The sequence below is a fragment of the Agaribacterium sp. ZY112 genome, assembly GCF_041346925.1.
Classification (GTDB): Bacteria; Pseudomonadota; Gammaproteobacteria; order Pseudomonadales; family Cellvibrionaceae; genus Agaribacterium.
The window spans coordinates 322,288-337,552 of sequence record NZ_CP166840.1; the positions used below are offsets into that span (position 1 = coordinate 322,288).

General features: G+C 44.6%; 11 protein-coding genes. 5 read left to right on the top strand and 6 right to left on the bottom strand.

What is annotated here, in order from left to right; genetic code table 11:
* Positions 1–53: 53 nt before the first annotated feature.
* From AB1S55_RS01470 to AB1S55_RS01480, 3 genes are all read right to left on the bottom strand, one after another.
* The gene (locus AB1S55_RS01470; RefSeq protein WP_370980002.1) at positions 54–2,225 is read right to left on the bottom strand and encodes a cation:dicarboxylate symporter family transporter; all 2,172 of its coding nucleotides are present in this window, start codon (positions 2,223–2,225) and stop codon (positions 54–56) included.
* A gap of 161 nt (positions 2,226–2,386) precedes the next feature.
* Entirely contained in the window at positions 2,387–3,508 is a 1,122-nt protein-coding gene (locus AB1S55_RS01475) for a zinc-binding dehydrogenase (protein ID WP_370980003.1), read from the bottom strand.
* Positions 3,509–3,818: 310 nt separating this feature from the next.
* Positions 3,819–4,580 carry a hypothetical protein gene (locus AB1S55_RS01480; RefSeq protein ID WP_370980004.1) on the bottom strand — a complete coding sequence of 254 codons (762 nt, stop codon included), beginning with the start codon at positions 4,578–4,580 and terminating at the stop codon, positions 3,819–3,821.
* Between the two features lie 216 nt (positions 4,581–4,796).
* Here AB1S55_RS01480 and AB1S55_RS01485 point away from each other — a divergent pair, with 216 nt between their 5' ends.
* The 5 genes from AB1S55_RS01485 to AB1S55_RS01505 are packed head-to-tail and all read left to right on the top strand — an operon-like array spanning position 4,797 to position 11,878.
* On the top strand, positions 4,797–5,963 hold the full coding sequence (locus tag AB1S55_RS01485; protein ID WP_370980005.1) for an efflux RND transporter periplasmic adaptor subunit: 1,167 nt from the start codon (positions 4,797–4,799) through the stop codon (positions 5,961–5,963).
* Positions 5,960–9,049 carry an efflux RND transporter permease subunit gene (locus AB1S55_RS01490; RefSeq protein ID WP_370980006.1) on the top strand — a complete coding sequence of 1,030 codons (3,090 nt, stop codon included), beginning with the start codon at positions 5,960–5,962 and terminating at the stop codon, positions 9,047–9,049. Before AB1S55_RS01485 ends, AB1S55_RS01490 begins: the two co-directional genes overlap by 4 nt.
* Positions 9,046–9,741, top strand: a complete 696-nt coding sequence (locus AB1S55_RS01495; protein ID WP_370980007.1) for a response regulator — start codon at positions 9,046–9,048, stop codon at positions 9,739–9,741. Before AB1S55_RS01490 ends, AB1S55_RS01495 begins: the two co-directional genes overlap by 4 nt.
* Entirely contained in the window at positions 9,734–11,053 is a 1,320-nt protein-coding gene (locus AB1S55_RS01500; protein WP_370980008.1) for an ATP-binding protein, read from the top strand. Before AB1S55_RS01495 ends, AB1S55_RS01500 begins: the two co-directional genes overlap by 8 nt.
* Positions 11,054–11,107: 54 nt before the next feature.
* The gene (locus AB1S55_RS01505) at positions 11,108–11,878 is read left to right on the top strand and encodes a MipA/OmpV family protein (RefSeq protein ID WP_370980009.1); all 771 of its coding nucleotides are present in this window, start codon (positions 11,108–11,110) and stop codon (positions 11,876–11,878) included.
* Positions 11,879–11,951: 73 nt separating this feature from the next.
* Here the strand turns inward: AB1S55_RS01505 and AB1S55_RS01510 are convergent, their stop codons facing one another.
* Genes AB1S55_RS01510 through AB1S55_RS01520 form a run of 3 tightly spaced genes read right to left on the bottom strand, consistent with a single transcriptional unit; the run spans position 11,952 to position 15,248 of the window.
* Positions 11,952–12,797, bottom strand: coding sequence for a class II fructose-bisphosphate aldolase (locus tag AB1S55_RS01510; protein ID WP_370980010.1), 846 nt, complete (start codon positions 12,795–12,797; stop codon positions 11,952–11,954).
* 10 nt (positions 12,798–12,807) lie between these two features.
* Entirely contained in the window at positions 12,808–14,319 is a 1,512-nt protein-coding gene (locus AB1S55_RS01515; RefSeq protein WP_370980011.1) for an L-fucose/L-arabinose isomerase family protein, read from the bottom strand.
* Positions 14,320–14,336: 17 nt separating this feature from the next.
* Positions 14,337–15,248 (bottom strand): carbohydrate kinase family protein, encoded by a 912-nt coding sequence (locus tag AB1S55_RS01520; protein WP_370980012.1) that lies wholly within the window; start codon positions 15,246–15,248, stop codon positions 14,337–14,339.
* Positions 15,249–15,265 lie beyond the last annotated feature (17 nt).

Below are 15,265 nucleotides of genomic sequence, written 5' to 3' on the forward strand. Positions count from 1 at the left end.
CCCCAGCATAAATGGGCTCTTAGCTGTACAACTAAGAGCCCTAGTGACGCCTGCTACAGATTCCAGCCAAAAACATCCTCAGCAACAGACCATCGGCGAGTCACCTTTTGCGGATCTCTGCCCAAAATCCAATGATTGTAGATAGGCTCAATAGCGCCGCCATCACGCTTCAAAGACAACCACGTATTCATATAGATTAACCAGCTAATATCCTGCTTAGGCAGGGCAAAGACCACCGGCGCCTTCATATTCACCCCTTCAGGTATCACCACGGTGTACTCTGGATAGAGCACCGTCCAAGCTGAAGCCACCTCGGCCGAATACACAAAGGCATCAACACTTTCATCCTCACCGCCTTTAAAGAAATTACGTGGACCTGCAACCGTAATACGTTCAGCATTCGGGAAAAGCTCATGAATGGGCGATTGGAAATAACGAGCCTTAGGCATGCCTAAGCGTAAACCCTCCATTTCTAAGATATCTGAGCGTTCACGGAATTCTTCACGACGTTTATCTTTCACAACCAAACCAATGCTGTGATAGGTATAGGCTTCAGTGAAATTAATTTGAGTAGCACGCAAAGGCGTGATGGTTATCCCACCTAGAAGCAAATCTATTGTGCCGTTATTCAAAGCCTCTACAGCCTTATCAACACTAGAATGTAAACGGTGTGCAACAAGCTCAACATCAAGATCCAAAGCTAACTGATGCGCCAGCTCCATATCAAAACCAACCACCTCGCCCTTTTCATTACGAAAAGCAAAAGGTAAACGATCAGGGAAATACCCTACTCTTAAGCTTCCTCGCTCACGAATCAAGGCCAGCCTTTCCATCGCCAATTGCTCAGCAGTAAGAGCTTGTGGCTCTTCTTTGTGGACCTTAACGAGATTATTGGTTAAGCGCATCGCCTCAAAGCTTTTATCACCCGTGTAGTTATAGGGAATGGCTTTAGTCATAACAATGCCAGCCCCTATCATCAACACCGCCGTCAGCCCTAAGTGAATACCCATAGCCTGAAATAAGTTGCGCCACTTCAGGTGCTTCTTCACCGCAGCAGCAACCAAGAGAGTTACCACAAAACCATGTAGAGCAGCCAGCGCCGTGGCAAAACGCGCGGTAACAACCGACCCCAATAAATAAAGCTGAAATTGATCAGCAGGAAGACCAAAATAGTCCAACATAAAAGGAATAGCGACCGCCATGCTACCAAAAGCAGATAGCGCTCCCATCACGACAAAAGAGGCGTATTGATCCAAGCCCAGAGGCGAACCCACATACCAAGCCGAGAATAAAATAAAACCCAAGCCCATAAGGGTGCCAGCACTTGGGAAGCTGTATGCCGTGGGCACCAAAACATCAATAACGGAATCAGTCTCTTTGTTTTGTATGCCTTTATCTTCAATCATTTCCTTACAGCGTTCGGCGATCATCGGTAATACCACTAAAACTGTACCGGTTGCCATAGCGGTAATCATTGCCTCACCGGCATTACGCATCAACTCACGATAAGAAAACGGGGTCGACCACTTCACCAATAAGGGCATCGCCAATAAAGCCAGCATCAACCAAGCAAGTAGATACACCCATAAGAAGACCTGCAGTTTACCAAGTTCCTCAGGGTCCAAAGTACCTGCAGCCGAAGCTGAAATCGCAAAAATACCAATAGGCGCCAACTTACCAACCAGTGAAGCCACCCTCATTAGAGCATCGCTAACATTAGTGGTTAAATCGAGCAGCACCCCTTTATTCTTTACGGTGATCAAGGCCCCGCCAATCAACAAACAAAACAACACCACAGCAGGCACAATGGTATTCGACAGGGAATAGAAAATATTCGCAGGAATATACAGATCGAGAAAATTAAAATCGGCCTTAGGGTCGAGCATGCTCGCACTGAAGAAGCCTGCTGTTTGCCAATCAGGGTAAGCTAAAGGCAAGGTCAGCAACGTCAGCATGGTTAACAACCATAAAAACAAAATGACCAAACCACCGCGCATGCCTATTTTCTGCGCTGTGGTCGCATCGAGACGGCCAAGACCGCCAATAATGCTAACCAGTACATAAGGTAGTACCGTCATTTGCAACAAGCGCACATAGGCATTACCAATAATTTCGAGCTTACCCATCACCTCACCGAAAAACAGACCCGAGGCAATTCCCAAAAGCAAACCAATGATAACGCGCTGAAAAGCGCTAAGATTCTTAAAGAAGCGTACGATAGCCACCCTGCGACTCCATTCCCGAAAAGCATTAAGTATAAGATTAGCGGCGATTCTACAAGAGATAAGAGTAGAAAGAAGCCTTGCCAAGGAGAAAAACTAAATAGTTTAAATAAGAGCAGAGGGTAAAACAGGCGCGCTGTTGCCAGCACGCCAAAGAAACAGCTCTAGCTGTTCACTGTGATAACTTTAATTCCCTCCATGCGGATATTGGTTTCTACCGCCTCGGTTATTTCTTCAAGCGGGAAGGAATGAGTCACCAGTCGGGCAATCGGCAAGCCCATGTCTTTGATTGTTTTCATACAGGCAATCGCATTTGGATAATCTTCAGGCGAGTACGCCCAAGAGCCAACCAAAGTAATCTCTTTGTTACAGATATCAACATGAGGGTTAACAGCCGCCTCACCATTATCAACAAAGAAACCCAGCTCACACAAACCACCACCACGAGCAATCAACTTCCAAACACTGGTCGCCGCAGCAGGCACTCCCGTACACTGGAACGCAAACTTAGCTCCACGACCATTTGTTAAGTCTTTAACGGCCTCGGCAAGTTTTTCTGGAGATTCGTATTTGGAGAAATTCAAAACATGGTTCGCTCCCAAGTCTTGAGCAATAGTCAACCTATCATCTTGACCATCCACAGCGATGATGGTTTGTATACCCATAGATTTGAGCACCGCAATAATCGACAAACCAATAGGGCCACAGCCTTGAATCAATACCGGAGAAGCCCAGTTCAATAGGTTAGTGGTTTTTGCACGCTCGACAGCATGCACAGCCACCGCTACGGGTTCAATAAGGATGCGTTCTTCAAGGCTAAATTCACTGACATTAAAAAAGGTCGAGCCATTTTTAAGAACAAGGTAATCGCCAAACCAGCCATTAAATTTATTATCCTCCTGCTCCCCCATCAGACCGTAACAACCCATGTTTTCACACATATTAGTACGCCCAGGCATAGACACACAGGGCTCACATTCGCCACAGGGAATAATACTGGTAATAAGCTTAGAGCCGAGCTCAACTTTATTGCCAACAGTATCGGTTTTTACATTTTTACCGAGCTTAACAATTACCCCCGTACCCTCATGGCCAAGCACGACGGGAATCATCTTAAAGGGGTCATTTTTATATTCATGGACATCCGTACCACAAACACCACAGCCCTCTACTTTCACCAATATTTCATCATCGGAAATCTCTGGCAACGAGAACTCTTGGAGTTCAAACTTTCTCAGTTCGGTAAGTACGGCAACGCGGGCTGCTGAAGGTAAATCGGCGCTCATATGGCTCTCCTGTAAGTTAGTAATGCTGTATCTAACGTTCTGACAACCATCTCTTTTTGCAGAACAAATAATCAAGATTTGAACAAACTATAACAAGGCCCAAGCACCCACTTTAAGTACACAAAAACGATAAATATGTACTATTTTTTCAGCCCCACAGAAATTTGACCCAGGTTAAAAAGTCGTTCTTAGCCCTCAATAAAAACGTTATCAACGTAAAACTAAAGCTTGCAAACAAGGGCAGGAACAGCATTACTCCCCCACAATTCTAACGAACCTGTTTTTTGTGGAAGCAGTGACAGCCCCCCCCTTATAATTTATAAGCACCTAAATTCAGACGCTTTGTAGACAGGAGATACGCTTCGCCATCATCTTCTCCCTGCTCCCACAAAGGGAATAAGCGCCCATTTACTTCCATCAAACAAAAGACGGAGTTTTTAGCACTTGTATCGACACGGATTTTTTCACATGAGTACTGCACATTAGCGACCTTAACAAGGTCTTTTCCTACACGGTATAAATCCACATCTTTGACACTAAAGTCATCAAGATCGAGCACCGTAAACCTCGCCTTATCTTTGCCGCTCAGTAAAAAGCGGAAGAACAATCTGCTATCAAGCACCTCATGCTCTGCTTGCGCAATCACGTTACTTTCACGCTTAGCATCATAATGACTCTGCAAATGCCAACCTTGATCGGAGCGTTCTAATAAAAATGCAACTTCGGAATCATTTTCATCAATACGGGAACGCAAACGCTGAAGGCCCCCGCTCGAGTAGAACGCATGATCGATGCTATGCAAACGATAACGATAAAAAGCCCAGCGAATATTGATGGACATCTCCCGAATGATCTCAGCTCCTTGTTCTCGATAGCAGTAATTGACATAGCCAATCTCATCCCCGTCAGCACTCATTAGCTGTTCAACAAACATATCGCAATGCTGCAAGCTAGTTGGCACATCATTTTGGCCGCCCTGCTCTCCATGCGGCTCTCCATAGACAGCCGAGTACAACAGCACTCCTGTGAGCACTGCGCATGTCTTTCGAACGAACTCACTCAGCCTTGGCATAAGATCTCCTTTTTTGAACTCAGCTCTATTGCTTAAGCAGTGTGTACTGCCAGCAAACCCAGTTACAAGCCTTGCTGACAAAGGCTGACATTTCATAGTCATGGCTGACGGAAACGATGCCCGCAAATCTCTATATTACTGACAGGGCATAAGCCCAATAAGCAGTAACAAGCAAAATCGCCCAAGCAGGTATGCACCAGTGACATTGATAAGCCTATGAAAAAACCACGCCCCATCCATCTTTTTTACCTAAGCTCAGCCTTGCTAATATTATTAACGGCGCTGATTGCTTTAGACGAGCCCTCACCCAAAGAAGCGATAAAACAAACACAGCAAGCCACTCTGGTGAGCACGCAAACCATATTTAAAAAGAGCCACAAAGCGAGACTAAGCCTCAACGGCTACCTCAAACCCAATCAACAAGCTAAATTGCACAACCTTGTTGAAGGCCAAGTGGAATGGATTAGTCCAGCATTCAACAATGGCGCGCAAGTGCAGCAAGGGCAAAGCCTTATTCGTTTAGAGAACAGCGCCCTTAAGGCTGAACTAAAACAGGCTAACGTAGCTCTCGCTCAAGCAGAGCTCAGTTTATTGCAAGCTCAGCGACGCTCCCAGCGAGCCATAGAAGACTGGAAAAAACACTACAACAAAGTACCGACAGACCCTTTAGTCAGCAAAACCAGTCAATTAAAGCTAGCGCAGGCAGAAGTTGAAAGCGCACAAGCTCAACTAAATTATGCGCTGCGCCGTTTAAGCTATTCCGACCTTAAAGCCCCTTTTGATGGCGAATTATCACAGCGCCAGCTCAGCCTCGGAGAATGGCTGGATGAAGGACAAGAGCTCATACATATAAGCGCCAATACGCACCTTGAATTGGAACTACAACTCAGCCCCAGACAGTGGCAACAACTATTCGCAGATCACCCACCCCAGTCGTTACTCAAAGCCTTTATTTCTAACTCGAATACCTTGTGGCCAATAACATTAGAAAATGCAGCGCAGCAACTCGACCCAGACACTCAGCTTCGCTCTTTATTTTTTCAATTTGATAGCACTAAAGTGCATCAAGTATCAGCACCTGCACCAAGAGCCGGTCTTTGGGTTGACGTAAAACTTGAAGGCATCGAACACAAAGATCTTTGGGCCATCCCGCATTCAGCGTTCAGTAAAAACAGCCTGATTTGGTGGCTCGATAAACACAGCCGCCTAAGAAGCAGCCCCGCAATCAGTAAATTTAAAGACGCAAATCACAGCTACGTGTATTTACCCGAGCTAAAACAAGCATCCATAGAGTTAGTGCTTTACCCACAGGCACGATTCATTGACGGCCAATTAGCAGAACCCCACAAACAAGACCTTAACGCTCAAGGCGGTCACCAATGAATAAACTCATGTCATGGTTTATTCGCAATCCAGTTGCAGCAAATTTCTTAATGGCTGCAATCATGTTGATAGGCTTATTAAATCTCAACGAAATCAGAATTGAAGGCTTCCCGAAACTACCTGCCGATACGATAGAAATTAACGTCGTTGATTACGGAGCAAGTGCCGCTGAGATTGAGCAAAGTATCAATCGCGATTTGGAACAAGCATTTGAAGGCTTGGCCGGGGTGGACTTTATCACCAGCATTGCCATAGACGGGCAGGCGATTCTGCAACTTAAAAAACAAGACTCCTATCCCGTCGAAAAGCTTCTCGAAGGCGCTCGTTTACGGATAGATAGCTTAAGTAACCTGCCAAGCAGCGCCGAGAAACCCCAGCTTCAATTACTTGAATTTAATTATCCCGCTTTAATCGTACAAATATATGGTGATGTTAATCAGCAAGCCTTACAAAAAGCCGCACAGAAACTCAAACAGCGATTATATTCTCTAGATCAAGTCAGCCAAATAAACCAATGGGGACAAAAAGACTACGAAGTATCCATAGACGTATCACCCGCAAAGCTACAAAGCTTAGGGCTTAGCTTTAACGATGTTGCCCTTGCTATTTCCCAAGGAAGCCAGCGTTACCGAAGTGGCGAAATAAAAACACAGCATTCACGCATACAACTTCGTGCAGATAAGCAAGCCAAATACAAACTAGACTTTGCCAAGATCCCCGTGCAAATACCCGCAAGCGGCCGAATAATTCGCCTAGAAGACATTGCGGAGATTAACGATGGCTTTAATGATCAGGATGTCCGAGTTCTATTCCAAGGAAAAAGCACCGTTGGTTTTGAAATAGCGATTTCACAGAAAGGCAACATCATCGATCTAAACGAAGATGTTCAAAACCTCATCCGCAGCAGCCAAGACATTCTCTCCGAAGATATTCAAGCTGAAGTCTGGGCCAACCAAAGCACCTTTGTTACAGAAAGGTTAAACATGTTAAGCAGTAACGCCTGGCAAGGTTTGATCTTGGTTTTTATCATACTCAGCTTGTTTTTACAGAGTCGTTTAGCGTTTTGGGTTGCACTTGGCATTCCTATCAGTGTGCTCGGTGTTTTTTCCATGATCGGATCACCGCTTATGGATTATTCGCTTAATGATGTCACAACGCTTGGTTTAATAATTGTACTGGGCATTATCGTTGATGACGCCGTCGTAGTTGGAGAAAGCGTACACGAAGCGAGGCAACAAATAGAAGACCCCATTGCCGCAGCCGAACACGGTGTACACCAAGTTGCAACGGCAACCATATTTGGCGTATTGACTTCCATTGCTGCTTTTTTCCCATTAACCCAGCTAGACAGTGCACTTGGAAAAGTTCTCGGTAGTTTTTCTATTGTAGTCATACTTGCTTTGACGTTTTCATTAATTGAAAGCAAATTCATACTACCATCACACTTAGCTCACAGTAACGGCAAAAATAACAATGAAAATATATTAAGTCGATACTTAGGCCAAGTAAGAAAATATTTAAACGACAAACTAAATTATTTCACTAACCATTATTATGAACCTTCCCTGCGCTGGTGCCTCAACAATCGCATAAAGACTTTAAGTCTATTTTTTTGTAGCTTCATATTAGTGATCGCCATGTTAGACAAGGGACATATCCGCAGTGTGTTTTTCCCTTCCATACCGGGCAATATTATTTCAATCAAAATGAGTTCAGACAGTCAAAGTCCTTTTTCTATGAACTTGAGCAATGCAGATAAAATCACCCATGCAGCCAAGGAACTCAACCAGAAACTTATACTTGAACATGCACTTGATCAGGCACCCATTAATAAAGTAATGGTTGCATCGGTGGGTAATGAAACTGAACTATATGCTCAACTGAGCTCAGAGGCTAAAAAAATTGGCAGCTTGGCCATTATGCATGCATGGCAAAAAAATCTAGCGCCACTCGAAGGCGTCTACAAACTCAGCTTTAGCGCAAGCGAAGAGACTGCCGGAGGTTTTCAACTTGAAGTGTATAGTGAAAACATTAACGACTTAAATGCTGCCGCTGAGGCCGTACAACATATTCTAAAGCAACTACCCGAAGTCAGCAGTGTTAGCAGTGACCTACAGGCGTTAAAACCTGAATTAAAGCTGCGTCTAAATGAACGAGGTGAAGCTCTGAATTTGCGCCTTGAAGATATTGCCCGCCACATTGGCGATGGCTATGGAGGCCTTGAATTACAGCGCTATAGCAGGGGGCATGAGCGTGTTAAGACCTATCTAAGATTTGACCAACAGCACAGGGACAATATTCACGATTTAGAAAAAATCAATATTGCATTAAGCAATGGCAAGTTTGTGCCCCTTCGCTCAGTGGTCGAATTTGAAGCCAATTATGTGCCTCAGTACTTCTGGCGAAAGAACTTGCGTTACGGCGCTCAAGTTCAAGCTCAAATAGATAAGGACAAAACCAATGCCAAACAGGTTTATCAAAACATCATCGACAGTTCGCTATGGCAGGAATTAAAACGCCAAGACCCAAGCTTAGAGCTTATTGGTGCCGGAGAGCTCGCTAAAGAAGATGAGATATCCAATGGTTTAAAACACGCACTGCTCATTGCACTACTGCTCATCTACGGTTTATTGGCTATTCCTCTAAAGTCGTATTTACAACCTTTTATTATCATGTCCGTCATTCCCTTTGGTTTTGTTGGCGCCCTGCTTGGCCACTACGTTATGGACTTACCACTGTCAGTATTATCTTTCTTCGGCATGCTTGCGCTATCTGGCATTGTCGTTAATGACAGCTTAGTATTAGTCAATCGCTGCAACCAACTACGCGAACAAGGCAACAAAGACGCCCTAGTTCAGGCTTGCAAAAGTAGGGTGAGGGCTATCTTTCTTACCACAGTCACCACGGTCGCCGGTTTACTCCCCATCCTCAGTGAACAAAGTGAGCAAGCCCAGTATTTAATCCCTGCAGCGACCTCTCTCGCTTTTGGGGAAATTTTTGCTACACTGATCACCTTAATCTTGATCCCTTTATTACTTAGCTTCCGCACTTGGCCACCTCAAAAAAATGAGGAAACAAGATTATGAGCACAACAGCAAACAGCAAAATAAACATTATCTTGGTCGAAGACGACACACGCCTATCAAATCTGATCTGTGCTTATTTACGCAGCCTAAGTTTTGAAGTCGAAGCCATCCACGATGGCGCGCTCGCCGTTACCGGCATTCTAGACAAGCAACCTCAACTCGTTATTCTCGATTTAATGTTACCCAATGTCGACGGCTTAGAAATTTGCCGCCAACTGCGCCCCGACTTTAGTGCCCCTATACTCATGCTCACCGCCAGCGACGACGACATCAATGAAGTCAGCGCTCTCAACGAAGGCGTAGACGATTATCTCTGTAAACCGTTAAGACCTCATATATTGCACGCGAGGATTAATGCCTTACTACGCCGGCATGGATCGGCGAGTAATAGTTTGTCAGTGGCCGATCTCGTTTTACATTTAAACAAGCGTTATGTTGAACAAGCGGGCACAAGGCTTGAATTAACAGATGCCGAATATGAACTATTAAAAGTACTTATCACCTGTGCAGGAGAAATATTAAGCCGAGAAAGATTATTCACCTTATTACGAGGCATTAGTTATGACGGCATGGATAGATCTATAGACCAACGCATAGTGACCTTAAGACGCAAGCTAAACGACCAAACAAGCCCCCATCGCTATATTCAAAGCATTCGTGGTAAAGGCTATTTACTGTGCAGTGATGACTAAATTATTTTTTCGCTTCTACCTCGGTGCCGTTTTAGCATGTGCCGTATCCCTTACAGCGGCAACACTCTACCTATCCGATTTCTATACAAAAACTGAAGCCAAAGCTTATTTGCGAATGACCTTAGGTCTACAAAAAAGCATTGTAAGTCAGGCCCAACTCCATAATACGGCGCCAGACTTTAGCGATCTTGAAAACGATTATCCATTTTTAATAAGCGAAATCGACCTAAACACCCTGCCTGACGATGTACGTAAAGGCCTGCAACAAAACTCTGTGCATGTCGCCTTGCGCGCAAGCCTATTTCAGAGTGAAGTCGACGTCTACTACCCTTCATATAGAGAGAACAAAGCTTTAGTATTTGAGCCCAACACCAATTTTGATCAGCCCTACAACCAAATGCTTTTAACCTTGCTGGTGTTTACACTGCTAGGGCTAGCTTTGATGATGTTTTATTTAATACAGCCGATTAAGCGACAATTAAAGGATATCGCCAATATCGCCCAAGAGATAGGCCAAGGGCGCTTTAACAATAGAGCCAATGAATCTGCCCCAGCGCCTATTAACCAACTCGCTAGCTCCATCAATAAAATGTCAGATCAATTACAAAAATTGCTCGAAGACAAAAAAGTGATGATGGGTGCCGCTGCACATGAACTTCGAACACCGCTTGCGCGTCTGCGTTTTGCTCTTGATATTGCCCGCTCTGATACAGAGCCAACAAACACCATCAAGCAGCTTGAAGCCATGGACCCGGATCTAGATCAACTTGAGAGTCTAATCGATGAAATTTTGTTGTTTTCAAAACTAAGCTTTGAAACCTCAAAACCCGACTGTAAAAAAATTAATATTCGCCCAGAACTTGAGCGACTTATCGAAGAAAGAGCCGTGTTTTATCCCAAGCTTAATATCGATTTAAACGTGCCAGTGAACACATTCGTATATGCAGATAGAAGTTTATTTTTACGCGCATTCAGCAATATTCTTAACAACGCGCTTCATTACAGCAAACAACAATTAAGCATCACATGCCTAGAGTCTACCGAACATATAAATATATACGTTGAAGATGACGGACCTGGCCTAGCTACTCACTTATATAAACAAGTATTGCGCCCTTTCTTTCGAGCAGACCAAAGCCGCAATGCCAATCACGGTAACAGCGGCTTAGGCCTTGCCATAGTTAATAATATTATGGACCTTCACAGCGGAACGATAAGCTTAGAAAAGTCGGAGCTAGGTGGCCTCAAGATTAGCTTACAATGGCCACTGACCGACACTGACAATAAGCCAACAACGCAAGAACAGAAATAGCTGCACGGGAACTTTACACTAAGGTTTCTCTTTTACAGTTAGTTAGCCATTTGCATGAAAACCGCAATTCCCCTGTTTATTGGCGCAAGTGTATTTTTTAGCCATACAAGTTTTAGCCAAACATGTGAGCAAGTTCTAGCTGGCACGGCCAAAGATTACACAGCGCCGTGTATCTATTTAGGCGCCTATGCTGAGCTGCAGAATAATTACTACAAACAAAGTAACAGTGAGTACTTTCCAGCCATTACCGCTCTATGGCGATACGTTTATATAGATGGCAGTGAGCTGGGCATGTACTTTGCCGGAGACAGCAAAGACGATGTCTATTGGTATAGTTCACTTCACCTCGCGTATGAAGAAGCGCCTTATAAGCATCTTAAAAGCGAATATTCTGATAAGAAACTAAATCAAGATGATGCAACCATGGCGGGTTTTGGTTTTGCCTTTGGCTCTAACTGGGGTCATGTTGTTTTGCGATCACAAAGTGACCTTAGTGACACCTACAACGGCCATGAAATTTCATTAAACTATCGTTATTTATGGCAATACAAAAACTTACAAACCACGCCATTTGTAGGCACACGATATTTAGACAACAACAAAGCCGAGTATCTTTTAAGCCACCCTAGTTTAATAAACCGTGACACCCCCAAATCGGGCGCCGAGTTCTTAACTGGAGTTAATTTTATCTACAACATCTCCGCACACTGGTCTTTATATCAACTCAGTGAGTATCAACACTTAAGCGACGATTTATCACAGATGTCACTCGTCAAAAGCAAACAGGCTTGGTCTGCACTCTTTGGCATCAACTACTTGTTTTGACAAAAATGAAAAGCGCGCTGAATTAGACTCAGCGCGCTCTATATAAAACTACTATAAAACCACTTAAAGTAGTTTAGCCGTTCTTTATGCTATTAACCGCGCACAACCTGTCGTAAACAACATCGGCCACTTTAGGGATCACTTCCTTCATTAAAAAAGGAGGATATGCACCGGCAACGTCTTTACTCATCACATCGTAAGTTTCACGCATATAAGTAGTATGTACGATGGTGCCGATATTAATCTTGGCTATGCCCATGGTGATAGAGCGCTGAATATCTTCATCAGGAATACCTGTGCCGCCGTGAAGCACAAGAGGCGCAACTACCGCGTCGGCAATTTCTTGCAAGCGATCAAAATGAATTTTAGGCGTTGTTGGAGTAAAACCATGAGCGGTTCCGATACCAACAGCAATTGAATCCGGGCCGGCCTCCTCTGCCAAAGCCACTACATCGGCAACTGCAGCGAGGTAGTCATCTTCAGTTTTGGCAACCACATCGCGGCCCATAATTTTGCCAATTTCGGCCTCAACCTGAACACCAGCACTAGCAGCATAATTTACAACTTCTTTAGTACCGCGAATATTATCAGCCAATGGCATTTGTGAGCCATCAAACATCACCGAGTCGTAACCGTCATCAATGGCCTGTTTACACAAGTCAACATCAGAGCAGTGATCAAGGTGCAAATAGAGTTTGTTGTTTGCCAATTTTTCAAAACCATCTGCCATTTTACGGCATAGGTAAGAGCTATTTAATTCAACTACAGGACCATAGGTCATTAACATGGCAGGAAGGTCAAGGCGGTTAGCTGCTTCCACAACTGCATGGATATCGTAAATATCGTTGACATTAAAACCGGATAGGCAACGACCTTGAGCTCGGTAATCTTTAAGTAATTCAGCTAATGGTTTAGTCATTGTCTTCTCCTTAGAAGTTCATGTCTTTAGGCTGGCTGCGACCACTAGTGACGCTATCCAAAATAGGTAATTCATCTACACCAATCCAGTGGTTAAATTCGCGCAGATCTTCAAGTAGGTGGCCGCGGGCAACAATCCAGTGATGATCGAGGCCATTAGTCAGTACAGTATTGATAACGGACTTAGTAGTGCAGTTTTTAGGATCGACCTCACCGTAAGAACCGCGGAAGCGCATTTCCGAATCAACAATATCGCCTTCAAAAGCCATAACCTTGCTAGCGTGAGGGTACTGGTATTTAGCAACAGTGATTGGGCCGGTTTCCTGTAGGAATTCCAGCATCATGCCGCAGCTGGTTTCTTCATCGAAGTTGTCGAGTATGCTGTGGTTGCGCATTTGGAACTTGGTGCCCTGGCGCAATAAACGTGTTGCAGTACCACCGCAGTGCCACATACCCACTTTATTATCGTTAGCATTTAAGTAGCTAAGATCCATCAGTGTAGGCAGACCAGCACCTTCCGTTAATTCGTTAAAAGTCACCATGGTCAACAAACCGCCCATGTCACTTTCATCTGCAACTGGAATACCCAAGTCCTGAACCAAACCACCGGCGCCGTCACCAGCAATACCGTAGCGGTCAAATAATTCAGGCCAATTTTTCAGGGCTATGCCAAGATAACCACCACTACGAGTGTAATCAGCAATTGACAGAGCAAAACGCACACTCAAGTACAATTCTTTTTCTTTAACTTCGTTTTCATCACAGAGCTCAGAATTTATCAAAGCCTGAACAATGGGATTAATTTGCTCTGCAGTGAATTTTTCACCGTGCTGCCAGAGTTCTTCCAGATCTACTCTATCGACACTTAAACCAAAGTGGCGAGCAATGCTCATTTCATTGAGCTCACAGTCGTAGAAACCCGGTACACGCATGCCACCGATCATTAACAACTTGCCTTGATTTAAGCGACTCTTAGCAAGTAGTGAACGACAATAGCGACTCAAAATTTCATTCAGCGCATCGGTGCCTATGTCTTCAAACACCCAGCTGTATTTAATTTGCATATTGTTAAATACATTGAGCATAAAGTTCTGTGAGCAGAAACGGTTAGCGCGCAAGTTACCGCCAGTCATTTCAGTGTGCGCCCAACTAAGCACCGGCATATTGTTGTCTTTTAACCAAGTCGCAACCGCCAGAGCAACAGCACCGTCGATAAATGAGGCGTGATAAATAATCAAACCCGTCATGCCTTTGGCTTTATATTCATTTAATAAAGCCAATACATCTTCTTTGGTTTGCACAGGCTCTTCGGCATTAAGCAAAGTCGCCGCAGCGGGAACAACTTCTTTAGTTGCGGCTACCGCTTCTGTATAGGCTTTTTTACAAAGGTCCCAGTCAAAATGCATTTCCAAACCAAGGCCAAGCAGGCCAATGGCACAATCACTTTTACTTGGGGCTGGAGTAACCAGCTCGTCCATTTGTTTTTGGACGACGCCCACTCTAGCTAAAAAATCAACACTCATAATTTACTCCAGGCGAATTACAGCAATTCGTTACGATTAATTACTTCAAAGACTTGCTCGGCTGAGGGGTGGAAGGTACGACCACCAATATGCTGAGCGACAAGGGACGCGTAAGCAGAAGCAAACTGCATACGCTCTTTAATGTTCATGCCGTTGAGCAGGGCATAGGCATAGGCACCGTGGTAGCTATCACCACAGCCTGTGGTATCGACCACTTTGGTTTTGTAAGCGCCTTGGTAGACAACATCCTGGTTAAACCAAGCCCAGGAACCCTTGGCGCCGTCGGTAATAACAAATTGCGCATCACTATTTTTAGCCAGCTCAACCAAGGCCTCTTCAGGTTTTTCTTTACCTGTAATCGCAACAGCTGCTTCCAGAGGCAAAATGGCGTGACTGCCAAGGCGGATCATCTCAAGTAGCTCTTCGCGAGATCCAGCTTCAACATCGAGCACAGAAGGGACACCAAGTTCGCGAGCGCGCTTAAGCAAAGCAATGTTTCCAGCCCTGTCGTAGCCGTCGACAAACAACAACTTGGTGTCGCGCAGCCATCTGTCATCAATATCTTTCGGCGCAAGGGCGGCGTATTGATTTAAGCTGTAAAAAACGGTGCGTTCGCCGTTATTCGGATCGATTTCAACCAAAGCAACGGCAGGATTGTGCTCGGGCTTTTTCAACATCAATGAGGTGTCGACATCGCAGCGCTGTAACTCACGCTTGGCGATATCACTTAATACATTGTCACCCTCATTGCCAAGGAATGCGGTTTTCATTCCTAATTGGGCCATCACACTTGCCGCGTTACCCGCAGGTGCGCCACCTTGAATCAAAATAGATTCAACTTCGTGTTTACTGTCTCGCTTTACCTGCTCGGGTAAAGTGAAAAGTAGATCCACTACATTTAGGCCGCTGACTACAACATCAAAGCACATCGTCAAACTCTCTCTTG

Bases quoted from the DNA above. Each gene is read 5' to 3' on its own strand.
- AB1S55_RS01485 (WP_370980005.1), top strand. From the start codon at position 4,797: ATGAAAAAACCACGCCCCATCCATCTTTTTTACCTAAGCTCAGCCTTG.
- AB1S55_RS01495 (WP_370980007.1), top strand. From the start codon at position 9,046: ATGAGCACAACAGCAAACAGCAAAATAAACATTATCTTGGTCGAAGAC.
- AB1S55_RS01475 (WP_370980003.1), bottom strand. From the start codon at position 3,508: ATGAGCGCCGATTTACCTTCAGCAGCCCGCGTTGCCGTACTTACCGAA.
- AB1S55_RS01480 (WP_370980004.1), bottom strand. From the start codon at position 4,580: ATGCCAAGGCTGAGTGAGTTCGTTCGAAAGACATGCGCAGTGCTCACA.
- AB1S55_RS01500 (WP_370980008.1), top strand. From the start codon at position 9,734: ATGACTAAATTATTTTTTCGCTTCTACCTCGGTGCCGTTTTAGCATGT.
- AB1S55_RS01505 (WP_370980009.1), top strand. From the start codon at position 11,108: ATGAAAACCGCAATTCCCCTGTTTATTGGCGCAAGTGTATTTTTTAGC.
- AB1S55_RS01490 (WP_370980006.1), top strand. From the start codon at position 5,960: ATGAATAAACTCATGTCATGGTTTATTCGCAATCCAGTTGCAGCAAAT.
- AB1S55_RS01510 (WP_370980010.1), bottom strand. From the start codon at position 12,797: ATGACTAAACCATTAGCTGAATTACTTAAAGATTACCGAGCTCAAGGT.
- AB1S55_RS01515 (WP_370980011.1), bottom strand. From the start codon at position 14,319: ATGAGTGTTGATTTTTTAGCTAGAGTGGGCGTCGTCCAAAAACAAATG.
- AB1S55_RS01520 (WP_370980012.1), bottom strand. From the start codon at position 15,248: ATGTGCTTTGATGTTGTAGTCAGCGGCCTAAATGTAGTGGATCTACTT.